Annotated in this window: 23 protein-coding genes, 1 pseudogene and 1 riboswitch; of the genes and pseudogenes, 21 read left to right on the forward strand and 3 right to left on the reverse strand. The window is 35.9% G+C overall.

Annotation, left to right across the window (positions count from 1 at the left end):
• The first annotated feature begins 54 nt into the window (after positions 1 to 54).
• From AR328_RS12445 to AR328_RS12500, 13 genes and pseudogenes are all read left to right on the forward strand, one after another.
• Positions 55 to 360, forward strand: a complete 306-nt coding sequence (locus AR328_RS12445; RefSeq protein ID WP_066295324.1) for a hypothetical protein — start codon at positions 55 to 57, stop codon at positions 358 to 360.
• A 101-nt stretch (positions 361 to 461) separates the two neighbouring features.
• Entirely contained in the window at positions 462 to 767 is a 306-nt protein-coding gene (locus tag AR328_RS22825) for a hypothetical protein (protein WP_191969303.1), read from the forward strand.
• A 97-nt stretch (positions 768 to 864) separates the two neighbouring features.
• Positions 865 to 1,242, forward strand: a complete 378-nt coding sequence (locus tag AR328_RS12455; protein WP_066295325.1) for a GNAT family N-acetyltransferase — start codon at positions 865 to 867, stop codon at positions 1,240 to 1,242.
• 7 nt (positions 1,243 to 1,249) lie between these two features.
• On the forward strand, positions 1,250 to 1,459 hold the full coding sequence (locus AR328_RS12460; RefSeq protein WP_066295326.1) for a DUF2332 family protein: 210 nt from the start codon (positions 1,250 to 1,252) through the stop codon (positions 1,457 to 1,459).
• The gene (locus tag AR328_RS12465) at positions 1,456 to 1,662 is read left to right on the forward strand and encodes a transcription initiation factor TFIIIB (RefSeq protein WP_066295327.1); all 207 of its coding nucleotides are present in this window, start codon (positions 1,456 to 1,458) and stop codon (positions 1,660 to 1,662) included. The genes AR328_RS12460 and AR328_RS12465 overlap by 4 nt, the downstream gene beginning before the upstream one ends.
• Positions 1,663 to 1,724: 62 nt before the next feature.
• On the forward strand, positions 1,725 to 1,880 hold the full coding sequence (locus tag AR328_RS22555; protein WP_156422691.1) for a hypothetical protein: 156 nt from the start codon (positions 1,725 to 1,727) through the stop codon (positions 1,878 to 1,880).
• Positions 1,881 to 2,073: 193 nt separating this feature from the next.
• Positions 2,074 to 2,451, forward strand: coding sequence for a DUF2500 domain-containing protein (locus AR328_RS12470; RefSeq protein WP_066295328.1), 378 nt, complete (start codon positions 2,074 to 2,076; stop codon positions 2,449 to 2,451).
• 81 nt (positions 2,452 to 2,532) lie between these two features.
• On the forward strand, positions 2,533 to 2,985 hold the full coding sequence (locus tag AR328_RS12475; RefSeq protein WP_066295329.1) for a hypothetical protein: 453 nt from the start codon (positions 2,533 to 2,535) through the stop codon (positions 2,983 to 2,985).
• Positions 2,986 to 3,614: 629 nt separating this feature from the next.
• Positions 3,615 to 4,250: a signal peptidase I gene (gene lepB / locus AR328_RS12480; RefSeq protein ID WP_066295330.1), complete on the forward strand. Its 636-nt coding sequence runs from the start codon at positions 3,615 to 3,617 to the stop codon at positions 4,248 to 4,250.
• 198 nt (positions 4,251 to 4,448) lie between these two features.
• Positions 4,449 to 4,985: a GNAT family N-acetyltransferase gene (locus AR328_RS12485; protein WP_066295331.1), complete on the forward strand. Its 537-nt coding sequence runs from the start codon at positions 4,449 to 4,451 to the stop codon at positions 4,983 to 4,985.
• Positions 4,986 to 5,108: 123 nt separating this feature from the next.
• Positions 5,109 to 5,648: pseudogene (locus AR328_RS12490) on the forward strand (DUF1572 family protein).
• A gap of 550 nt (positions 5,649 to 6,198) precedes the next feature.
• Positions 6,199 to 7,206: a DUF3231 family protein gene (locus AR328_RS12495; RefSeq protein WP_066295332.1), complete on the forward strand. Its 1,008-nt coding sequence runs from the start codon at positions 6,199 to 6,201 to the stop codon at positions 7,204 to 7,206.
• A gap of 120 nt (positions 7,207 to 7,326) precedes the next feature.
• The gene (locus AR328_RS12500; protein ID WP_066295333.1) at positions 7,327 to 8,349 is read left to right on the forward strand and encodes a DUF3231 family protein; all 1,023 of its coding nucleotides are present in this window, start codon (positions 7,327 to 7,329) and stop codon (positions 8,347 to 8,349) included.
• Positions 8,350 to 8,399: 50 nt separating this feature from the next.
• Here AR328_RS12500 and AR328_RS12505 read toward each other — a convergent pair whose 3' ends face one another.
• Both AR328_RS12505 and AR328_RS12510 read right to left on the reverse strand, forming a co-directional pair.
• Positions 8,400 to 8,876: a hypothetical protein gene (locus AR328_RS12505; protein ID WP_066295334.1), complete on the reverse strand. Its 477-nt coding sequence runs from the start codon at positions 8,874 to 8,876 to the stop codon at positions 8,400 to 8,402.
• Between the two features lie 125 nt (positions 8,877 to 9,001).
• A complete protein-coding gene (locus AR328_RS12510; RefSeq protein WP_066295335.1) occupies positions 9,002 to 9,595 on the reverse strand; it encodes a dienelactone hydrolase family protein in 594 nt (197 codons plus the stop codon).
• Between the two features lie 143 nt (positions 9,596 to 9,738).
• On the opposite strand from AR328_RS12510, the gene AR328_RS12515 reads away from it, so the two are divergent.
• The 8 genes from AR328_RS12515 to AR328_RS12550 all read left to right on the forward strand — a co-directional run bounded on the left by AR328_RS12515 (position 9,739) and on the right by AR328_RS12550 (position 19,903).
• Positions 9,739 to 11,412 carry a ribonuclease J gene (locus tag AR328_RS12515; protein ID WP_066295336.1) on the forward strand — a complete coding sequence of 558 codons (1,674 nt, stop codon included), beginning with the start codon at positions 9,739 to 9,741 and terminating at the stop codon, positions 11,410 to 11,412.
• Positions 11,413 to 11,733: 321 nt separating this feature from the next.
• Entirely contained in the window at positions 11,734 to 12,858 is a 1,125-nt protein-coding gene (locus AR328_RS22830) for a helix-turn-helix domain-containing protein (protein WP_066295337.1), read from the forward strand.
• 238 nt (positions 12,859 to 13,096) lie between these two features.
• A complete protein-coding gene (locus AR328_RS12525) occupies positions 13,097 to 13,444 on the forward strand; it encodes a PadR family transcriptional regulator (protein ID WP_066295338.1) in 348 nt (115 codons plus the stop codon).
• The gene (locus AR328_RS12530) at positions 13,431 to 14,429 is read left to right on the forward strand and encodes an HAAS signaling domain-containing protein (RefSeq protein ID WP_066295339.1); all 999 of its coding nucleotides are present in this window, start codon (positions 13,431 to 13,433) and stop codon (positions 14,427 to 14,429) included. Before AR328_RS12525 ends, AR328_RS12530 begins: the two co-directional genes overlap by 14 nt.
• 96 nt (positions 14,430 to 14,525) lie before the next feature.
• Positions 14,526 to 14,993, forward strand: coding sequence for a regulatory YrvL family protein (locus AR328_RS12535; protein WP_066295340.1), 468 nt, complete (start codon positions 14,526 to 14,528; stop codon positions 14,991 to 14,993).
• 394 nt (positions 14,994 to 15,387) lie between these two features.
• Positions 15,388 to 15,470: riboswitch (cyclic di-GMP riboswitch) on the forward strand.
• A 20-nt stretch (positions 15,471 to 15,490) separates the two neighbouring features.
• On the forward strand, positions 15,491 to 16,579 hold the full coding sequence (locus AR328_RS12540; protein WP_066295341.1) for a sensor domain-containing diguanylate cyclase: 1,089 nt from the start codon (positions 15,491 to 15,493) through the stop codon (positions 16,577 to 16,579).
• A gap of 23 nt (positions 16,580 to 16,602) precedes the next feature.
• Positions 16,603 to 19,173 (forward strand): EAL domain-containing protein, encoded by a 2,571-nt coding sequence (locus AR328_RS12545; protein WP_066295342.1) that lies wholly within the window; start codon positions 16,603 to 16,605, stop codon positions 19,171 to 19,173.
• A 244-nt stretch (positions 19,174 to 19,417) separates the two neighbouring features.
• The gene (locus AR328_RS12550) at positions 19,418 to 19,903 is read left to right on the forward strand and encodes a glutathione peroxidase (RefSeq protein ID WP_066295343.1); all 486 of its coding nucleotides are present in this window, start codon (positions 19,418 to 19,420) and stop codon (positions 19,901 to 19,903) included.
• Positions 19,904 to 21,065: 1,162 nt separating this feature from the next.
• Here the strand turns inward: AR328_RS12550 and AR328_RS12560 are convergent.
• The gene (locus AR328_RS12560) at positions 21,066 to 22,574 is read right to left on the reverse strand and encodes a flavin monoamine oxidase family protein (RefSeq protein WP_066295345.1); all 1,509 of its coding nucleotides are present in this window, start codon (positions 22,572 to 22,574) and stop codon (positions 21,066 to 21,068) included.
• Positions 22,575 to 22,607: the final 33 nt, after the last annotated feature.

Here is a 22,607-nt window from a genome sequence, read left to right on the forward strand (position 1 = left end):
GAAATACAGAATTTCCACTTCATTAAATGAAAAGTCAACGAGGGAGTTGAACACGTGTCAGTTTATGAACCACTATATATTTTTATATTTTTATTGATTGTCGGTTCGGTTTATTTCTTCGTCCTAATTCATACTATCGTAAAATTTAAATTTAATTGGGTCGGGATGCTGTTTCTCTTAATGTCTGTCGGCAGCTATTTGTTAATTGGAAAATATATGTTTGATTCTGGAATCGAAGCGGATGAGAATCATTCATTGCTGTTTGGTTTAGGTTTCTTGGAATTGATTCTGTTGTCCTTTTCATATATTTTTCTCGTGCTCTCTATATTACTTGGGAAAAGAGAAGAGAGAATTTTGTAGAAGAGTTAGAAAGAGATGAGGAAAAAATGATTAGAAAAGCTGTAGGCGCAATTTTTTAAGTGCTCAGGAAAACTCATGAATAATTGTGAATGGGAGACTTTATGGCTGAAATAATATTATTAATTATTTGTATGATTCCCTTTTATGGCTTGTTAATTTGGTCCTATTTGGATCCAGAGGAAAGTATGTTATTCGGGAAAAGGTGGATGTATAAAGAAGAACCAGAGATATCTGAAGAAGCTATCCGATATACTAAATTCGCATCAATGACTGTTATGATTGGACTGCCTATCATTCTATTAAGCTTCATCTTAGATATTCCCTTTCTCAAACTTTCAATGGTAATAATGCCTTTAGTATTGGCAATTGGGGCTTTTAAAATTTTCACAGATGTTAAAGATTCCTAAACAATTGGGTGATAAGGATGACTTTATTTTATCAAGAATATGGTGATAAAAAGGCCCCACTGATGCTTTTTTTACATGCGGCGGCGTGAGCGGCTGGATGTGGAGAGAACAAGTACAAAAGTTCGAAATTGAGTTCTGGGATTTTTTGGAAAATGCGATTAATAGTGAGCAGTGGTTTATTTGGGTCGCAGAGGAAGAAGGCAGATTTGTTTCTCACATCTATATTGAATTAATACAAAAAGTGCCCCGTCCTGGGAGGATTACAAGACCTTTTGCCTTTATGACTAATATGTATACAGTTAGTGATTATAGAAACAAGGGGATCGGCAGTCATCTGCTAACTGCTATAAATGAATGGGCCAATAAAGAGCAGTATGAGTTTATCATTGTTTGGCCGAGTGATGACAGCATAAATTATTATAGGAAAAATGGTTATAGCCATTGCAAAGAGCCTATGGAATACTTTCCTTCTTAATTTCCAAATGCCAATTGAAGCAAGAAAATACCTTCTTAAAACAATTGAAGCCATTGGCAGGGAACGAGATGTATTTCATATCTATAATAATATTCAAGACCAATATTTACATCTGGATTTTTTTGAGAATGGTATGGAAAGTAATGAAACAATCGCCAAAACAGATGGTCATGGCAGATGGTTTAAATGGTTAAAAAAAGGGGAGGATTTCAAATGAATTATTCTGTGAGAGCAAAGGAATGTCCAAAATGTGGCGGAAAAGAATTGGGAAAAGGTAAACACTCTGGCTATGCGGTTATGCAACCTGAAAATAAGATGAGCCTAGGCTCGAATATTGAATACATTCTTTGTACGGACTGTGGATTCATTATAGAAAGCTATGTGAAAAAGCCAGAGAAATTTAAGGGGACGATTTTTTAAGGGATAAAGGCTTACGAATAGACGAAATAAATAGATTCTATTTATGGAGAGGAGTATGCTGCATGGCTTATATTTTTTCGGCAATCATCGTGGTTGCTGTTGTCTTAATGATTATTAAAATCATTAGAAAACGGAAATTACCAAGCAATAACTATACTCCATTTGACGATATTACAGAAGGGAAAACTGGAAATGATAAGGAGTATCGATATAAATAGTTGCTCAATAGTTCATATCGAAAAATAAAGTGAAGCCTGTTCAATTACCCAAAAAGTAAAAAGGCATCTTCACATGATAAAGAATTTAAAACGCGAAACAATATAATATCAATTTTCGTCTTTTATATATAAGGATCTTTTTGAATTGTCTATTTAAAGAAAAAAACTAATTAACTGGTATAGGAGGGATTAGATGCTTCACGGTGGGGATTTCATGTTTACTTTCGCTCCTATATTTATTGGAATTATCTTTGTCATCGTCATCGCTACAATCCTATTTACAATATTTAAAGGATTTTCTCAATGGAATAAAAATAATAACTCCCCAAAGCTCAACGTCAACGCGAAAGTGGTGACAAAAAGGACGGCGATTCGTGGCGGAGGAGAGAATAGAGCTCATAATGATTATTTTGTTACTTTTGAGGTTGAAAGCGGAGATCGGTTTGAGTTAGAAGTTGAGGGCTCCGAATATGGGATGCTTGTTGAAGGTGATACCGGAGAGCTTGCCTTTCAGGGTACAAGATATCTTGGTTTTATTAGGCAGAAAAAGAAAATGGAGTTTGATGCGTAAACAACCTAATTGGAATTAATTCAACCTATAATTCAACCATCATAAGGGTAAATTAACCAAAACGATTCTAAGAGGTGCGTAATGAAACAGTTTGTTTTGGCCATATGTATGATCTCGATTTTGGTTATTTATCCTTCACAGTCAAAGGCAACAACAATGCCTTGCAGCATGGTATTGGAGCCCGTTGATAAAAAACTTACCAATGCAAAGGGATCAGCGTTGATTTATAAAGTCCAGTTGATCCCTCAAAGTTTTGCACGAACGAATATAAGTATTCTCGGAGTGCACCTTCCGAAACCAGCCACCTATGGCAATTACGATAGTTATGAAGGATTTGCCTTTATCCCTAATGAAATCAGCTGGCGTTTCAGGCTTTACCCCACTCCAGAAATAGATGGTCCAACTTGGGCTGGAAGAATTGATGACATTACAGCAAAAGTGGAAAATGTCGAAGTACAGATAAGACTTTCTAATTCAACTACCAAAAAGCTGGGGCCAAGTATATTATCAGGCAAAATTAATACATGTAAATAGAAGCATAGAACAAAGGGGGTATTACTGAAACGTAACGGGTTCACAATATAGGTGCAAAGCAGTAAATTCCATTGCAAAAGGGTGCGAAATCACATTTAATTTTCACCCTTTTTTGTTGAATCAGTGTTTTGATAAATTATATAGTAAATATCCTTGCGAATAGATATCCTCTTTCTGACATAAACGGAAATTATCATTCCCCTTGTGAAAAATAGACGGAATAATTCCGCTAAAGTTGGGAAATACACATATTTCTCTAAAAATAGGGGGAGCTTTTCCGTTTATTTGTTCCAAATCGTTGGATTTTGACTTAATTTGACTTGTTAACCGGAATTCCTCCGCTTATATCTGTCTTTTAAGTCAAAAAATATACATTAGCCGGAAATTCTCCGCCTATTAAAATTCACACCTATTCCATTTTTCCTTCCAATACCGTCAGTAAAATACATGGCGAATTACCAAGCTATGTAAAAATTTATTTAATCAATTTTTTCACTCTTGGCACTTCAAAAGAGAACCTGTTAGCTGAAACAGCGATAATGCTTTTTCTTTTTAAGTCAAGGAAATGGGTTTTTTTGTAAAGTAATGAAAGTGAATGCTGGTATAATGTGTAAAAAGGAGATGATGATTTGAGGAAGCTAATCGTTATTCTGTTCGGTCTTTTGTTAGTGGGCTGTGACAAGGAGGTTAGTACAATAACTGATGACATTACTTCCCCTGAAATGAGAAAGGTAACACCAATGGACCATCACTTCTTAGTTGAATGGCTTTCTGACGCAATGGATAGAGGGAACCATGATTTTGATACCGGGACTCATGGCGAATTGGTAATAGATCCAAAATCTGCTCCACTTGAACGAGGAGATGTTGTTTATTATAAGATGTTCGAAACGGCAATTAAAAAGAACCCAGAGATTCCAAAAAATTATTTAGGAAGAGTTGTAGGTTTACCCGGTGAGACAATTGAAATCAAGGATGGTCACGTTTATATTGATCATAAGAAATTGGATACATTTTATGGAGTGGCTACTATAAGGGGAATGGAAGAAGAGGAGTATTTAGATCAAGCTGATTTGAGTCATGTTAATGATTTAGCTTGGGTTAAGAGTTACTTTAATTTCAATTTGGAACCTATAAAAGTTGATGAAGAAACGGTCTTTGTTTTGGTTGACCACTGGTGGCGGGGGACAGATAGCAAAGATTTCGGTTTGCTGCCGATGGAAAGGATACAAGGGAAAGTGTTAGGTTATTCGGATGAATTTTAAACTGAAAGCCATAGAAATTATTTTTGAAGAGTTGGAGAATCATTGGAAGGGCAAAGCCCGATGAAAAGTGAGAGATGAATTATTGAACAAACAGATGCAAAAGTTTAAGACTTGGATCTCAGCATCGATCATTTTTATTAAGCGAACGGTGCAGTTTATAGAACAATTTTTCTTAATATAGGGGGAGAAGGTGGAAATATGAACGAACTTAGATTCAGAAAATTTGAAAGTGAAATATCTGAATTAGTTTCATTTATGACAAATAATTCATGGGATTATCACTCAGACCCAAAACCTACGGAAGAACAAATTGTTAAGGCATACCATAAAGGTTGGTACCAGGAAGATAGGGAGACTTTTTGGATAGAAAATATAAATGAAAAAATGGGATTAATTATTATTCATGATATCAATGACACAATCCCCTTATTTGACATTCGTATAGCAGATAATGTTAGAGAGAAAGGTTTTGGTACAAAAGCTGTCAAATGGATTACGGATTATATTTTTAATTTACCAGATAAAAAAATACGAATTGAGGCACATACTCGAAGTGATAATTTAGCTATGAGAAAAACACTTTATAACTGTGGGTTTGTTAAAGAAGGATATTTAAGACATGCATGGGAGAATAAAGATGGTAGTGTTTCAGACTCTATTTGTTTTGCAATGATTAGAAGTGACTGGGAAAATGAAGTAATAACTCCAATAAAATTTAATGAATTGCCATATTAATACACACCTAATTTAGCTAACAGGGTCCGGTTGTTCAATAAAAACAGTCGCTTATTGTGCTAACAATGCAGCTTGGATGGCAGGAATCTAAAAGGGTATTTTCATTTTTTGGAGGGGATTATTATGAACATCGGAAACGAATATTTAAGAAATATAATTGAAAGATTTAATAGTGTTAAAAGCCTTGGAGATAAGGCAATCAATCAGTTATCGGAAAAGGAATTACATTGGACTTATAATAACGAGTCTAATAGTGTTGCCATAATAGTAAAGCATTTAAGCGGAAATATGGTTTCAAGGTGGACTGACTTTTTAACATCAGATGGGGAAAAAGAATAAAGAAATCGAGAGGAAGAATTTGTAGACGATTTATCTTCGAAATCTGAATTAATGATGGTTTGGGAAAAAGGCTGGAAAGTCCTGATTGCAACATTAACTGGTTTAAGTGAGCAAGATTTATTAAAAAATATTTCCATTCGTGGAGAAAATCATATGGTCATAGAGGCAATTGAAAGGCAAATGGCACATTACGCATATCATGTCGGGCAAATTGTTTATATTGGCAAACAATTAAAGGACAACAACTGGAAAAGTCTAAGCATTCCAAAAGGAAAATCGGAAGAATACTTAAAGGAAATGCTTGAAAAACATCAAGATAAATAGGGTAAGACGGATAAATATCTAAACAACAACAGGAACTGTCATGGAGATAGTTCCTGTTTCTCTTTAGTATTCAACTATCGGGCGCTTGATAAAGCCTATAAATATATCCTCTACAGGCAGTGCAAAGTAATACAGCAGCTTATTACCCATTTCTAAGAAAATGCGATTCATAAAGCGTTCATGACAACCGTTTCTTGCACTTTTCAAGAAAACGCGTTCCATGAAAGGTTCATGACAACCGTTTCTTGCACTTTCCCAAGAAACGCGTTCTATGAAAGGTTTATGATGACCGTTTCTTGTACTCTCCTAAGGAAACACGCTCCATGAAGGCTTCATAACAACCATTTCGAGTACTCTTCCAGGAAAACACGCTCCATGAAGTGTCCATGACAACTGTTTTCGGCATTCTCCTATGAAAACACGTTCCATGAAAGGCTCATGATTACCGTTTCGGGCACTTTCCTATAAAAAAGTTACATTTTGTTCATTTATACTTTTCTCCATTTAGGGAAATATTATTCCATAATGTATGACATAGGAGGTTTTCTTAATGGAGGATAAAACAAATATCCCATTAACTGCTGCGGAAATGTCTAGTTTATGGCTGCAGTACATTGACGATACATTGGCAGTTTGTGTGAACAGATATTTTTTAGAAAAAGTTGAAGATGAGGAAGTACGTCCTATTGTTGAATGGACGCTGGATACAGCTAAAGAAAATATTTCTATCGCACAAAAATTATTTAAAAAAGAGGATTTTCCCATACCTGTTGGATTCACGGAACAAGATGTAAACCCGCAAGCTCCAAGGCTTTTTTCCGATACATTTTTCTTAATGTATTTACGTCAATTGTCTATTCTCGCAATGGTGACTAATAGCTCCGCACTTGGATTAGCTGCACGGCCGGATGTGGTTGATTTTCATAAACGCGTACTAAAGAAGGCGGTTGAATTGCAGGATAGAACACGCGATTTAATGTTAAAGCAAGGGACTTATATAAGACCCCCTTATATCTCGACTCCTGAAAGGATCGATTTCGTGGAAAAGCAACATTTCTTAGCTGGTTTTTTTGGAAAAAAACGTTCAATTACCTCAGTGGAGATCACTCATTTATTTTTAAATACTCAAACAAATTCCATTGGAAAAGCTTTAATAACAGGATTTGCTCAGACTGCTCAAAATGAAGAAGTAAAAAAGTATTTTTTAAAGGGGAAAGATCTTTCTCAAAAATTTGTAGAGACATTTAGCAATATTTTAATAAAGGAAGATCTTCCTGCTCCTATGGGTTGGGATTCGGCTGTTTCAGATTCAACAGCAAATGTATTTTCGGATAAATTAATGATGTATCATATTACAGCCATGATTGCCGCGGGAATTGGAAACTTTGGCATGGCACTAGCAGCAAGTTCAAGAAGAGATTTAGGGTTAAAATATGCGTCGTTAATTCCGGAAATCTCACTGTATGCCGAAGATGGAGCTAAAATCATGATTAAACACGGTTGGATGGAGGAGCCTCCACAATCAGATGACAATGACGAATTAGTAAAGAATAAGTGAAGTTACTACAATTGAAGAAAATGATAAAAAATAACTCTCTTTGAGCTTAGCTCCTGTATAATATACAGTTATTTACAAAGTATAATAAGGGGTGTATTTAATCTTTGGGGGTAACTAATTATGGCCGAAAACCATATAAATTTAACTTCTGCTGAAATAGCTTCAATTTGGACTGACTATATGAACGATAGTATGGCAAAATGCGTTGTTGGTTATTTCTTAAAGGTTGTTGAGGATGAGGAAATCCGTCCAATTCTGCAAATGGCTTATGATATTGCGGCTACCCATATTGAAAAGCTCACTCATCTTTTTCAAAAGGAGCAGCTGCCACTCCCTACAGGATTTACAAGCGAAGATGTGAATGTGAATGCACCGCGTTTATATACCGACGTATTTATGCTTATGTATGCAAATCATATGGCAAAGGCAGGAATGCTTGGCTATAGCGGCTTTGTTGCGATGAGTTCTAGAAAGGATACGAGAGCCTATTTCATGGAAGCACTTGCGGCGACAGCAAACCTTTATGACAAGAGTACAGATGTAGCCCTTTCAAAAGGTGTATTTGTTCGGGCTCCTTTTATATCCTATCCAACTGAAACGGATTTTGTAGATAGCAAAAAGTATTTAAGTGGTTTAAATCCGTTCAGTGATAAGAGACCGTTAAATGCGATTGAAATCGCCAGTGTATTTATGAATACGTTAACGAATCAAATTGGAACGAAACTTGCTTTAAGTTTTGCCCAAATATCCCCAAGAAAAGATGTTCAAAAATGGATGCTGCGAGGGAAAGATATAGCACAAAAACATCTTGGTGTATTCACACAGGTTTTGATCGATAATGATTTGCAACCGCCAATTTCATCAGATAATTTTATTACTGATTCGATCATTCAGCCATTTTCAGACAAGCTTACGATGTTCCATATGATATTACTAACTTCAGCAGGAATAGGGAATTATGCCACAGCAGCAGCTGTTAGCCAACGAAGTGATCTTGTCATGAATTACGAACGTCTGTCACTTGAAATTGGACAATTTGCCAAAGATGGTGCTGATATTATGATTCAAAACGCCTGGTTAGAACAGCCTCCGGGAACATTGGATAAAACAAAACTGGCAAAAAATAAAAATAAAAATAGTTAGGCTGCAAAACCAAGGGTCTCCCACATTGAAGACCCTTGGTTATTCACATTCTAAAAGAAAATCCTTCCGACACTGATGAGATTATTAAGAAGCCCCAGCCCGCCTAATGCTCCTTTTCCCACCTTGAGTAAACCTCCAAACATCCCCGGTCGGCCTTGCCCCATGAAATTCCCCCAGCCCATCGGAACTCCCTGATTCCAGCTGACTGGATTTCCATATACTCCCCAACCACCCATATGCCCTTGGGTATACATACCTGATTGATTTACTGGCCCCGAATGTCCTTGCGCACTAAAACTCGCTTGATTTCCATTTGTGGCCCAATTAACTGGATGTCCCGGACCGCCGAAGCCCGCTAGACTTCCAGGACTCAACCAACCTGCTTTATAAACTTGACCACTCCAGCCTGCCGGACTTTCAAAATCATTCTCTTGGTTAAGGGTCTGTAAGTGTAATGGTGGTGCAGAAAATTGATTATGATAAGGCTGGCTTTGTCTCCTTAAAATCGTATACCTATAATGGTCCATTTGCATACTCTCCTCATCTTAAAAACCCCATGTTAAGGATAGGGTATGCATATTGGCTTTTTCTGGATGGTCAAATAACTATGTGCAAAGGCTAATGTAAAAATAATAAAATCTGCCGTGATGAACTAAGCAAAAGTAGTAAAAAAATCTATCGTTTTGCTAAATGCTGCATGTGCTGATTTTTCATTGTATTTTGGGGAGTACGGATCACTAAATCCATGTTGTCCATTAAATTTATATATATCAATCTTCTTTTCTTCTAAGCGTAAAATAAGATCTTCAACATTAAATGATGGCTCTTCTGCAAAGAACAACAATGTCGGGCATAATGGCCTTTTTTCTATAAAATCTCTAATTCGCGATCCATAATATCCGACAATTCCATCAAGACCTTCATCCTCACAACATAACCAAGCAACAGATGCCCCAACGCTGAATCCAATAATAAATACTTTTTTATATTTGTCTTTTATCTCCAATAATACTCTTTTAACTATTTTAGAAGCATAATCGAAACCGATGTTATCCATAAAATGTCGATAAGCGTCTTTTTCTTGAGAATAATTAAAAGGCCCATCTTGCTTTAATAAATTTGGACAAATAACATCAAAGCCTTTTTCTGATAAAGATTGACAAAAATCTTTTATATGACGGTTAATCCCATAAATCTCATGAACGACAATGATCGCTGTGTCCGACTGATTATGTATGTTTATCAAAATATACCTCCAATCGACTTATTTCTCATTATTGTATTACACTCGGCAAAATAATTTTATATAGGAAGCTCGAATATCTCCCACTGATAAAGGGAAACGCAAAGGGCATATTAAGATTATATTTAAAGTGGGAGGAAATACAATTGAGTACAAAAGAGAATGCGTTATCTATCTTCGCTTTAGGCGGCTTGAATGAAATTGGGAAAAATATGTATGCAATCGAATATTCAAATGATATTGTTATTATCGATTGTGGAAATAAGTTTCCAGATGAAAGTTTATTAGGAATTGATTTGATAATTCCTGATATCACTTACTTAGTAGAAAATAAGGATAAAGTCAAGGCTTTGATTGTCACACATGGGCATGAAGATCATATCGGGGGGATCCCATTTTTCTTAAAAAAATTGAATATTCCCGTTTATGCCACACGTTTTACACTTGGATTAATTGAAATCAAATTAAAAGAACACAAGCTTCTAAGAGAAAGTAAACTGGTTGAAATCAACTCAAACTCAATACTAAAATTCGGTGAAATGAGTGTGAGTTTTTTCAAAGTGATCCATAGTATTCCTGATTGCTTAGGCATGGTCTTCCGCACACCAGCAGGAAATATTGTGCATACGGGGGATTTCAAATTCGATTTAACCCCTGCGAATAAGGAGCATGCCGATATTCATAAAATGGCTGAAATCGGCCAAGAAGGCGTCTTACTTCTATTGTCTGAAAGTACGAATGCAGAGCGTCCCGGTTTAAGCCCATCGGAACAAATGGTAGGTGACCATGTGGAAGCAGCTTTCATGAAAGCTAAACGCAAAGTGATTGTTTCTACCTTTGCTTCGAATATTAGCCGTGTTCAGCAAGTCGTCCTTGCAGCGCATAAAACAAATCGAAAGCTGGCGTTACTTGGGCGAAGTATGGTGAATGTTGTAGAGGTGGCGATGGATCGTGGATATTTAACCGTTCCTGATGGAATGTTAATCGCCCCACAAGAAATTAATGAAATGCCGCCTGAGAAGGTAGCTATTTTATGTACGGGAAGTCAAGGAGAACCATTGGCTGCTCTTGCCCGCCTCTCCACTGGAAACTTTCGGGGAGTCGACATTTTGCCTGAAGATACGGTTATCCTTGCAGCAGGTCCAATACCTGGGAATGAACGTAATGTCACAAGTATCGTAGACAACTTATTTGCACTTGGAGCTAAAGTGATATATGGAACTGGAAGTACATCCGGCATGCATGTTTCCGGCCACGGTTATCAGGAAGATTTAAAACTTATGCTTACATTAATGAAACCGACATATTTTATTCCCATTCACGGTGAATTTAGAATGCTGCATCATCACCGTTTGTTAGCTGAATCCGTTGGAGTAGAAAAAGGAAACACGTTTATCATCAATAATGGCGATGTAGTGGAAATTGAAAATGGCATCGCACGCCAAACTAGGACCGTACCCGTCGGAAATACATACGTAGAAGGCGGAGATGTCGGAAATATTGGGGATTATGTATTACGGGACAGAAAACAGCTGTCTGAGGACGGAATGTTCATGATTATTGTAACGATAAGCAAAGCCGATAGAAAGTTGATGACGGAACCCGAAACGTTTTCCCGCGGATTTACAGATCATCGAGATTTCTCGGAGCTTCGCAAAAATGTAAATGAACTCACTGTAAACATTGTTGACGAGCTCCAAGAAGCAAATCGAAACTCAAGAAATGTAATGAAAAAACAAATAAAAAAGTCAATACGAGAATACGTATATTCACAAACTAAAAAAAATCCAATGATTGTTCCTATCCTTATTGAAATTTAAAAAGAGGAAGATTTGAAAAATTGAATTCATTGATCTTCAAAAATCGGGCGTTATGAATTTACTAAAACTTGTTTTTAAGTGAAATTTTTAGTATTTCATAAACGCCCTTTCAAGTATGAAATTACTCTTTATCCTCTGAATGCAAATTCGATTCCACTCCAGCGAAAAGAACAAATGAAAATTAAGTGTAAGTCCCACCTAAAATTACTCTCAATAAAGCAATCTTATTTTTTGACCAACGATTGTAGACGTAAAAAAGCAAGGAATCCTTGCTAGCTTTCTTCATTAATTGTGCGAAAATTTAAATAAGGAGGGAAGGAAATGAACATTGGTGAAAAGCTAAAGTTAAGAAGAAAAAAAGCAGGGTTTACTCAGGAACAAGTGGCGGAAAGAATGAATATAACGAGGCAAACCCTTTCGAATTGGGAAGTCGGGAAAAACTTTCCCGATATTGACTCCATTATTAAGCTAAGCCATATATACCAACTCTCCTTAGATGAATTTTTATTAGGTAAAATATTTTTCAAAGGAGCGATGGCAATGGTAAAGAAGTTACCAGAATTGGAGATTCAAAGTTTGATTAAAATGCATTATCCTTCTGCTAATAATATAAAAGAGCTTAACGGTGGTCTTGTCTCTCAAACGTACTCCTTTAATTCAAATAATGATTGCTTTGTTTTTCAAGTGGGAAATCAATTCGAAGTGTATGAAAAGGAGAGATGGGTTTACCATCGCTTTCATCATCTTCTTCCTTTAAGGGAGGTGTTGGCTATACAGGTAACAGAAAATGATGTCGCTTACTCCATTTCTAAATTTATCGAAGGAACTAAATTATTTGATTTAAATAGTCAGGAAATACTTGATGTTTGTCCAGCTGTAGAAAAAGCCCTTGAGATATTGGAAGCAATTGAAATGACCGGACAGAATGGATATGGCCGATTTGATCAAACTGGGCAGGCGGGTTATCCGACCTGGGAGGACTATATAAAGGCAGTTTACAATGAGAATATTTATGATTGGTCAGCCCTGGAACGGAATGGATTAGATTCGGATGTAGTTGAAAATGCTATTAAAGAGCTAAAAGCCCATATTAATAGTGTTTCATTAAGTAAAAAATATTTAGTTCACGGAGATTTAGGATCATTTAATTTATTGGCAAAAGATGGGCGGGTTACCGGAATGATTGATTGGAGCCTTTCTATGTATGGAGATCATTTATATGACAAAGCAAATATTCTTTTTTGGAATGAGGATAAGCTCCAGCCACTCATACAAAGGATTACAAATAGGTATATGAGTTCTCCTCAATCTAAGGAAAAAATTTACTGCTATATGCTTCGTATTGGCCTGGAGGAAATTTATAATACAGTTATTCTTAACGAAATAGGTTATGACATTGAATGGGTTGCAAATAGATTGCAAAAAATTATTATCAATTTTCATTGAAGGAAGAAAATAATTAAAGAAATATAGCCTTTGGATAAAGTAAACCAAATCAATGAACAACGTATGAATTTCAACGTTGTTTTTTTATTTATACATTATCCATTATTCCCCATGTTTTTTAAAAAGGGCTTTCATTTCAAATGATGTTGTAACGATAATAGTGTACGGCACATAGTATGGAACAAATACTGTATGACATATAGTAATAACATATAGCAATGATAAATGAGGTGGGTGAATGAGTGCTTTATTGAATTCATTATCGGCAGAGCTTAGGAGAGGAACATTGACATTAGCCGTTTTAAGTCAATTGCGAACACCCCAGTATGGATATTCACTTGTTCAGTTATTGGAGGAATCAGGCATTAGCATTGATCAAAGTACTTTATATCCATTGCTTCGCCGTTTAGAAAAACAGGAATTAGTCACAAGCACCTGGGATACATCTGAGAGCAGACCGCGTAAGTATTATGTTTTAAGTGAATATGGTCTGGAAATCTTTTTACAGTTAAAAAAGGAATGGATTAAGAACTCTAAAGAACTTTATGGTTTATTGAAAGGGGGTGAGGAAGATGAATTTAATTGAGGTTTATATTCAAGAAGTCACTCGCAGGCTGCCTGAGAAAGGCCGTGCGGATATTGCACTCGAACTGCGTTCAACCATTGAGGATATGCTGCCTGATGATTACAGCGGGGAAGATGTTAAGGCAGTCCTTAAAAAATTAGGGAATCCGGCAGCATTAGCCAGCGGTTACCGAGACCAGCCTATGCATCTAATAGGTCCACGCTATTTTGATGTATATGTGTCATTATTAAAAATGATTTTACCAATTGCAGCTGTAGTCTCACTGATTTCTATGATTGCAAAATATTTGATCGGGTATAGTGGAGACGAGGCAATTGTAAATGTTGTTCTTACTATTATGGGTGAAGGGATAGGGAAAATCATTGAAGTGGGCATCCAAACCTTTTTCTGGCTAACGCTCGTTTTCGCTCTTATAGAAAGAATGGATAAAGGAAAAGATCAACAGCCGTTATCCGCAAGTCTAAAAAAATGGACACCTGATGATTTGAAAAACATCTCCTACATTCCTAAGAAAAAAGCGATTAAAAAGTGCGAAGTATTTGGAAGTTTAATGTGGACAGCGATTTGGGCCACCATTTATTTTTATGCGGATCACCTTGTAGGTATTTATAGAGGAGGCGGAAATCAACTTGAATTCAAAATTCCGGCTTTCAATCAGGAGGTTTTATTTCAATATTGGCCAGTTGTTCTTATTGTCATCGCCCTTGAGATTACACTAGCATTCTATAAATTAATCAAAGGGCAATGGAATAAGAAAACAGCCATCTTCAACACAGTGGTCGAGCTGTTCGCAACCATTGTATTCATTGTTATTTTAAGCAATCCGAATTTATTGAGCCAAGAATTTATTACGTATATGTCTGAATTATTTACTACAACAGCCAAGCAATTTGAAACGTGGGTAATTAGCAGTGTGATTATCACATTTGTTATTTTTGCCGTAATAAATATAATCGATGGGTTTCGTAAGGCTAGAATTCGTTGATATATTTGCTTGTAAAACTAACATTATATTACTTTAAGGGTTGAATAATCATATTCTCTTATGCTGGGGCTGCATATAAAGGAGAGGAGCACCAATATGCCCAAACATGATGATGATGCTTCATTTGGCAATCTGAATATAAAAGGAAAAATAGCCACAGTTGCCGGAATAACGCTTCTCGTTATTCTGGCACCTAGTTTTGTGCTCGGTATATATTTTTTTGGGCTGGCTGGGGTTTTTGAACTGCTCGGTGTTCGGTATGAATCTGTCTGGTCAGTGATTGTTTTTGTTGTCAGTTTCTTTGTTTTGGGCATTATAGTAGAATTGTTTTCCGGAGCGGTTTTTGTGCTGCTTAAACAAAAAATGACAGGAAAATTAAAGGTGCTTTTTGTCCGGATCAGTATTGAAGCCGCATCTAACTGGCTATGTCTCTTTATAATGGATGAGTTTATGAAAAGCATTACCCTTTCCATGAAAACAGAGATCATAGTTGCTTTGCTAATGGCTGCAATAGAAATTGTATTCGATGATAAAGGGGATGGAGAAAAGCGGATTGACAGTTAATATCTTTTATTTGAAGGAGATTTTAGAAGTGCTGATTTTAAGTTTTTAAATTGAGAAAGAAAATTTAATTTTTTGATCGAGGATTTATTTTTTCTGCGTAATAAAAATTAAAATTATCAATACAAGCTAATATGAATACATCAACACTACCAAATGTATCTGCATCGTGTTTAACTAATCCTTCTTGGTCTTCTGGTTTTGTTACATTCCCTACAAAGGAAACCTCAATTATTTTACCTTGATTTCTTAAATTTCAATAGAATTGAATGTTAACAGTTAATTCACCACTCTGGAAATAGGTGGAATATGGTGTTTGACACTATGAATATAGTAGAAAAGTGCTATAATACTAAATTGAATAGGTAAAAATGTCGAAATATGTATTATCTTGGAACCGCGAAAATGGCAAATTCGTTGAAAAGCGATGACGCAAAGCCTCAGACCTAAGGCATTTGCTATGGTGGCTGGGCTGCCGAAAGGAGACTATAATTTACAAAATGAAAAAATTCAAAATAAGAATGAAGCTAATTTTCATTCTTATTACATGTATGTCCCTAATAAATATTTTTGATGAAAAGATACTACTGTTCTTTCATTTAAAAGGGGACGGTTTATGGGAAGTTCTTTTAGATACCGGAAGTTCTTTTGTGGTACTTACATCGGTTCTATGGGCTTTTTTACTAGGCAAAAAAATCATCCTTAACTACAAAGAAAAAGAAAAGCATTATCGTAATTTGATTGATTTATCTCCAGAGGCCATATTTGTCCATAGGAATGGGAATATCATCTTTACAAACAAAGCTGGTGTTACATTGCTGGGAGCAAATAGTGTGGATGATTTACTTCATCACAACTGGAAAAACTACATACAATCCAGTTCCAGTGATTTGTATCACCTAAGGGAAAAAGTAAAACATTATAATAGGGAAATAGTAACCTTTCAAATTAGAGTTGAAAGATTAGATGGTCAATTCATTGATTTAGAAGTCACTTCAACAAATATTGAATACGATGGATTGCCAGCAAGGGAATTTATCGCCAGAGATATTACCTTCAGAAAAAAACAAGAAAGTATGATAAAAAAATTAGCCTATCAAGATACATTGACGGGATTGCCCAATCGAAGGGCTTTTTTGGATAATCTTGAGCAGCTTATAAAGGATTCGAAAAAGAACAATTATAATTTTGCTGTTTTTTTTATTGATTTGGATGGGTTTAAAAAGGTAAACGATTCCCTGGGCCACGATACCGGCGATGAGCTCTTAAAGAGGGTAAGTGCGCTTTTAGAGAGTTGTGTCAGAGAGCATGACATCGTTGCTAGATTAGCAGGAGACGAATTTACGATACTTTTACCCGAATCTACTAAACAAGATTGCAGCTTAATAGCGAAGAGAATTATCAGCAGCTTAGATCCACCTCTCTACATTATGGGGAAAGAAATTCACGTCACACCTAGTATTGGCATTTCTTTATATCCACAAAACGGAGAGGATGCGACAACATTAATAAAAAAGGCCGATGAAGCTATGTATCAAGCTAAGAATAACGGAAAAAACAGTTATCAGTTTGTAGAAGAAATTTTCTGATTTTAAGGAAAGGAGAATAGGATGTGGATTCGACAAATAAAACATTGGATCACTCAACAAGTCATATAGAAGTTTCTGATATTTTTTTTCGTTCAATATTTGAACATAACCCTGACACCGTTTTCTTCCTAGATAAGGAAGGTATGATTGCGAAGCCAAATGAAGGGTTTTCCGAATATCTGGGTTATACAAAAGACGAAATAATATTTCATTCGATCAAGCAATTTCTCTATATAAATGAAATCCCAACATATAAAAAATGCTTTAGTAAGGTTCTTTCTGGCGAAGTGCAGCATATTGATACTGTTTTTATACATAAAGATGGAAGAAAAGTTCAAATTAATCTCACTTTAATCCCTGCAAAATTTAATGGAGAAGTGGTTGGGGTTAGTGGGATAGCAAAAGATATTACAGAGGAAAAGGAAACCGCCATTGAATTAATCGAATCGGAATTAAAATTCCGAAGCCTAGTTGAGGAAGCTCTAGTTGGCGTCTATATCATACAAAATGAAAAATTAATATATGGAAATCCTCGGCTATATCACCTTTTAGGAACAAAGATTTCATCAAGTGCACTAGATGTTTTGGATTATATTCATCCAGAAGATCATGCTGAAATGAAATCTGTTTTTAATCAATTAATTGATGGGAAAAAAGGCATTGGCCATACCTTTAGAATCGTAAGTAAAGATGGTTCTATTATTGATATTGAAGCCCATTCAAAACGTATTTATTATCATGATCAAACTACTATTATTGGAACACTTCAAGATATTACTGAGCGTAAAAAGTCAGAGGAATTAAACAAATATTTAGCTTATCATGATTTTTTAACCGAACTGCCAAACAGAAGATTCTTTCAAGAAAAGTTGGAAAAAGAATTGATTATTAGTAAAACGCTGCAACAAAAAATGGCAGTCATGTTTCTCGATTTGGACCGGTTTAAATATATCAACGACACTCTAGGGCATTTTGTGGGAGATGAGCTGTTGAAACTCATCTCAAAAAGGTTAAAAATCTGTCTAGGGGAGAATAATTTCCTAGCAAGACTGGGTGGAGATGAATTTTCTGCTGTGCTTCCTAATATTGGAAATACAGATCAGGTCATCAAGCAATCAGAAACGATTATTAAATCATTAGAGGAACCATTTTTTATTGAGGGGTATGAGCTTTTTATTACGACCAGCATCGGGATTAGTATTTATCCTGCTGATGGAGAAGATACGGAGTCCTTAATGAAATACGCCCATTCTGCTCTTTATAAATCGAAAGAAAGAGGGAAGAATACTTACCACATCTATACCTCTTCTATGAATATACAAACCTTTAAAACATTCAATCTCGAGTCGGGTCTTCGGAATGCAATCGAGCTAAATCAACTTGAATTTTATTACCAGCCAAAGGTTTGTGCACGTACCAATCAAATTGTCGGAGTGGAAGCTCTGATTCGCTGGAATCATCCGGAATGGGGACTGTTATCGCCTGATGAATTCATTCCGTTGGCAGAAGAAACAGGATTAATTACCGAAATTGGGAAATGGGTCAAATATAAAGCATGTGCCCAAAATAAAGCATGGCAAGAGGCAGGATTACCGGCTATTCCTATTTCTATTAACATATCTGCCAGTCGATTTTTAGAAAAAGACTTAGTCGAAAATATCGTCAGAACACTAGAAGAAACCAAGCTTTCACCTGATTATTTGCAAATTGAAATCACAGAGACTTCCCTATTAGAAAATGAAAAGGTAGTTTTGGCTACGATAGATGAATTAAGGAGCATTGGAGTTAGAATCGCCTTAGATGATTTCGGGACAGGGTATTCATCACTCTCTTACCTAAATCGGTTTAAAGGAAGAATGGATTCACTAAAAATTGACCGATCTTTTATAACGGATTTAAGTGAGAAAGATCCTGATAACTCTAATTTTATTACGAAGACCATTATTGAGTTAGCCCAGCATCTCAATATGGAGGTTGTTGCAGAAGGAGTGGAAAATCTTGAGCAGCTCCAAATATTGAAGAATTACAAATGTGAAACCATCCAAGGCTATTTATTCTCTAAGCCTGTCAAGGCAAATGATTTTGCTTCCCTTTTAGAAAAAGGTAAATTAGAAGTGTCAGGAAGCTATGATAGCGAAATGGATAAGTTTGAAGATAAACGGGAGTATTTTAGGGTAAAACTTGATTTTCCTTTACTTGCCTCTATGACCCTTATTCGAATTCACGGAAGAAAAGTAGAACTAGGGAACACGAATGTTTTGATTGAAGACATTGGATTAGGGGGTCTCAGGTTTTTATCGGATATTAGGTTAACTGTTCACCGGGATATTATTTTGGAATTTGAAACGGAAATCTTAGGTGAGACGATTAACATGTATGGTTCCGTCGTATGGATGCACGAAGCAAAGCCTGGTATTTTCCAGTATGGACTGGAATTTTTGGTAGAAGAAACGGAGCGCTCCAATCTAGCTAAATTACTAAATAAGTTCGCGATTCTTCTTAGAAAGAATCCAATCGTTCCGGAGTGCAACTTTATTAAAACGGATCGATATCATTTTATAAAGAATCAAAGGGAAATGTTAAAAAAGGAATAATAAATCAAGGCTGCGAACATTGAATTTCCTTTGAAAATTCAATGTTCTTTTTTTGCAAAGTTTATTCGCCTTGATTACCATAGAGAAAAAAATATAGCAGCTATTATAAACTTATTTGGTACAATAAAAGCGAATTAAACAGTAACCTTTCTGTATATATCTATTAAACCCTCTATGTACATGTATAAGGAAACATACTGGAGGATATTAAGAAAAACATATTAAATACAGGATGTGAACAAAAATGAGCGTGTATGACTTTACAGTAAAGAAAATCGATGGTCAGACAGAGTCGTTGTCGCGTTATGAAGGAAAAGTCGTTCTTATCGTCAATACGGCGAGCAAGTGTGGCTTTACGCCACAGTATAAGGGATTGCAAGTGTTGTATGATAAGTACCGTGATTTAGGATTGGAGATTCTAGGATTTCCTTGTAATCAATTCGGTCAACAGGAACCAGGTACGAATGAGGAAATTCAGCAGTTTTGCGATTTGAATTATAATGTGAGTTTTCAAATGTTTGCAAAGGTAGACGTAAATGGTGCGAATGCGGCTCCACTTTATCAATACATAAAAAAAGAGGCCAAAGGCGCATTAGGGTCACAGGCAGTCAAATGGAATTTTACGAAATTTTTAGTGGACCGAAAAGGGAAAGTGGTAAAGCGTTTTGCTCCACAGATAGAACCGGAAAAACTGACAGCTTCAATAGAAAAAGTGCTGAATCTGCACTGATAAACAATCAGGCGCGTTTATTTAGGAACGCGACTATTTTTATTTGGCTATGTTATAACTGAATGTTGACTTTACCTTGTTTGAAAATAACCGGACAGATTCCGTTTATTATTGGAAATACCCATATTTCCCTAAAAATAAGAGGACGTTTTCCGGTTATCTTATCCAAATCTTTGGATTTTGTCCTATTTTGAGCAGTTAATCGGAATATCTCCGTCTATATTTACTTATTAAGCATCCAAATATACATTAGTCGGAAATTCTCCGCTTATTGAATTCTCATACCTACACGAAAATCAACAATAGCAATTTGATTTTCGAATCACGCGAGGTTACCGAGTGGGGAAAAAAGAAAAAAGGACAATTCCAATTTTCAAAGTAGAAAAAGAGACTACTTTTAACTATTTTCCATGACGGGGCAGGGGGTTACCTGTTTTCAAATGAGGAGAAGTTTTCCACGCTTGATAAATTCAGGTTTGGCAAGTGAGGGGGAAATTACCTATAAACAGGATGGAAATATTTTGAGATAATCAAGGGATAAAATATTTAAAGATACTGTGGTGATAAAATGGATAAATCCTCTTCAAGGTTAATATCTGTCTTGCTTTACACAACATTTGTAGTAAGCACAATAATTACATTATTTATTGTATATAGGGATATTGACAATCTATTTTCTTCTAAATTTGTAATTAGCTATGTGGTTTTTCTTATTCTGTATTTTATTTATTTTATTATTACAACTGCAATCAATATGGGAAAGTTAAAATGGTTTGATATTAGAAAAAGAATATATAGATTTATTACTTCCTTTGTTTTCCTTAGTGGAACAAGTATCATTTGTTATTACTTTTTAGAACCCACGGAAATAGATTATTATAGGATTTTTCCAATTACTTTTGGTACATCACTAGGGGTCGTTTTTTTTGATTTGGCTTTTTTGGGAAGGAAGTAAACCACAATGTAGGTTAATCTATTCCAGAATAGGGTGCGATTGTCGAACAATATAAGCTAAATTGGCTTTCTACTTAATGTTCATATAAACAAAGTAGAAAGCCTTATTTATTCTGCAAAAACATCCTATATATCCTATCAAAGCTAGCTCGGTCGCTCTTAAAACACGCATAATCAACTCTTTTATACTTTAACACTATAAAAAGTTTTATTTGAATGGGAGACCGGCGCCAGAGTCATAATCAAAGTATGTCCTTGGTAAGTTATTAACTTCAGATGCAACTCGGATTCCAGATTCGATTGCACCTTGAATCCATGCGTGAGCAGATGAGGTATGTTCCCCGGCAAAATGAACCCTTCCTTCCGGTGAGGCAATATAAGGTGTTAATTCCGTTACTTGTCCGGGCTTAAACATAGTAAAAGCTCCAGCAGAATATGGATACCTTATCCAACTATGACTCGCTCCCCCTTGAAAATCACGATATACTTGAGGACCGTGGATGGTCGCTAAATTTTTTAATACATATTCGAGGCGGTTATCCTCAGCCAGGCTATCCCAAGGAATCGCATCATCCTCCCAAGTATAGCTGCCTAAAATGACCCCAGGTCCATCTGAGCCGAGATTATGGCTGGGATATTGAACATATTTAATCGGGAGATCCGTAATAGTCTGCCCACCATATACCCCTCCCTTTTCCCAGAACCTGCTTTTGAACTGAATGCCCGTCTTTGTAGAGCCAGCATAGTTTGTTTCCCGAATCGCCATCCATTTTTTTTCTGAAAATGAGTCGCGAGGTTCAATTTCTACAAATTGTAAAACGGTAAATGGGATGGTCACAATGGCAAGAACACCAGTAATCCTCGTTGGCTCCAAAATTTTATGTACAGCTTGAACCGTTACCTGATTGTCGTGTTGTACAATTTTCTTCACATATTGGCCATAATGGATGTTATCCTGCAATTGTTCAGTAAATGCATTAGGAAGTTTGTCGTTACCTTCATTGATCTCATAAAACTTGATATCAGGGGTAAATAGGACTAAAAGCTCACGTAATAGTTCTAAGAAAGACAATTCCATTAATCCCTCAAGTGTAAGCATTACTTTAATCATCTCGATTGCACCTGGTGATAACGATTGCCCAAACGGATTATATCTCAAATAATTATCCATGGAATATTTATCGAATTCTCTGATGACCCAAGACCAGTTGCTTGGATTTTGATTAATAATATCTGTTATTGGCTTGATCGCTAATTGAAGTAATTCGGAAGCGGTTTTCCCTCGTTCATGAGGATACACTGGGAAGTTAAGAATATCAGGATTCCGTTCATAAGTTTTCCTATAAACTTTTTTCCCTTTAATGTAGATGATATTATTAGGATCACTATTAATAAATTCATTCGTTGGCAGTTTGAACTTTTTTATATATTCTAACGTCAACGAATGAGTATGAGGAATACGCATTGCACCAGCCTCAAGATATTGTCCATCCTTGAAATCACCTCTTAATGTGTAGACCTGGCCTCCCACCCTATCAGTTGCTTCAAGAATTGTTATATCATGTCCAGCTGTCTTCAGTAATGATGCAGCTACAAGCCCTGCCATACCTGCACCTAAAATAATTATTTTCTTAGGCTCTTTCGATTTTTCAAGGCCATTTCTAATAATTGAAATCATTTTTTCTTCTGGTATCTGAGGAAATACGTAATTTAACATAATCTCCCTCCATTACTGAATAGGAAATAAATC

This window comes from Bacillus sp. FJAT-29937, assembly GCF_001509555.1.
Lineage (GTDB): Bacteria > Bacillota > Bacilli > Bacillales > Cytobacillaceae > Cytobacillus.

Excerpts from the sequence above, each read along its gene's own strand:
- AR328_RS22825 (WP_191969303.1), top strand. The coding sequence starts at position 462 with ATGGCTGAAATAATATTATTAATTATTTGTATGATTCCCTTTTATGGC.
- AR328_RS12455 (WP_066295325.1), top strand. The coding sequence starts at position 865 with ATGTGGAGAGAACAAGTACAAAAGTTCGAAATTGAGTTCTGGGATTTT.
- AR328_RS12460 (WP_066295326.1), top strand. The coding sequence starts at position 1,250 with ATGCCAATTGAAGCAAGAAAATACCTTCTTAAAACAATTGAAGCCATT.
- AR328_RS12465 (WP_066295327.1), top strand. The coding sequence starts at position 1,456 with ATGAATTATTCTGTGAGAGCAAAGGAATGTCCAAAATGTGGCGGAAAA.
- AR328_RS22555 (WP_156422691.1), top strand. The coding sequence starts at position 1,725 with ATGGCTTATATTTTTTCGGCAATCATCGTGGTTGCTGTTGTCTTAATG.
- AR328_RS12470 (WP_066295328.1), top strand. The coding sequence starts at position 2,074 with ATGCTTCACGGTGGGGATTTCATGTTTACTTTCGCTCCTATATTTATT.
- AR328_RS12475 (WP_066295329.1), top strand. The coding sequence starts at position 2,533 with ATGAAACAGTTTGTTTTGGCCATATGTATGATCTCGATTTTGGTTATT.
- AR328_RS12485 (WP_066295331.1), top strand. The coding sequence starts at position 4,449 with ATGAACGAACTTAGATTCAGAAAATTTGAAAGTGAAATATCTGAATTA.
- AR328_RS12495 (WP_066295332.1), top strand. The coding sequence starts at position 6,199 with ATGGAGGATAAAACAAATATCCCATTAACTGCTGCGGAAATGTCTAGT.
- AR328_RS12500 (WP_066295333.1), top strand. The coding sequence starts at position 7,327 with ATGGCCGAAAACCATATAAATTTAACTTCTGCTGAAATAGCTTCAATT.
- AR328_RS12505 (WP_066295334.1), bottom strand. The coding sequence starts at position 8,876 with ATGGACCATTATAGGTATACGATTTTAAGGAGACAAAGCCAGCCTTAT.
- AR328_RS22830 (WP_066295337.1), top strand. The coding sequence starts at position 11,734 with ATGAACATTGGTGAAAAGCTAAAGTTAAGAAGAAAAAAAGCAGGGTTT.
- AR328_RS12525 (WP_066295338.1), top strand. The coding sequence starts at position 13,097 with ATGAGTGCTTTATTGAATTCATTATCGGCAGAGCTTAGGAGAGGAACA.
- AR328_RS12530 (WP_066295339.1), top strand. The coding sequence starts at position 13,431 with ATGAATTTAATTGAGGTTTATATTCAAGAAGTCACTCGCAGGCTGCCT.
- AR328_RS12535 (WP_066295340.1), top strand. The coding sequence starts at position 14,526 with ATGCCCAAACATGATGATGATGCTTCATTTGGCAATCTGAATATAAAA.
- AR328_RS12540 (WP_066295341.1), top strand. The coding sequence starts at position 15,491 with ATGAAAAAATTCAAAATAAGAATGAAGCTAATTTTCATTCTTATTACA.
- AR328_RS12550 (WP_066295343.1), top strand. The coding sequence starts at position 19,418 with ATGAGCGTGTATGACTTTACAGTAAAGAAAATCGATGGTCAGACAGAG.
- AR328_RS12560 (WP_066295345.1), bottom strand. The coding sequence starts at position 22,574 with ATGTTAAATTACGTATTTCCTCAGATACCAGAAGAAAAAATGATTTCA.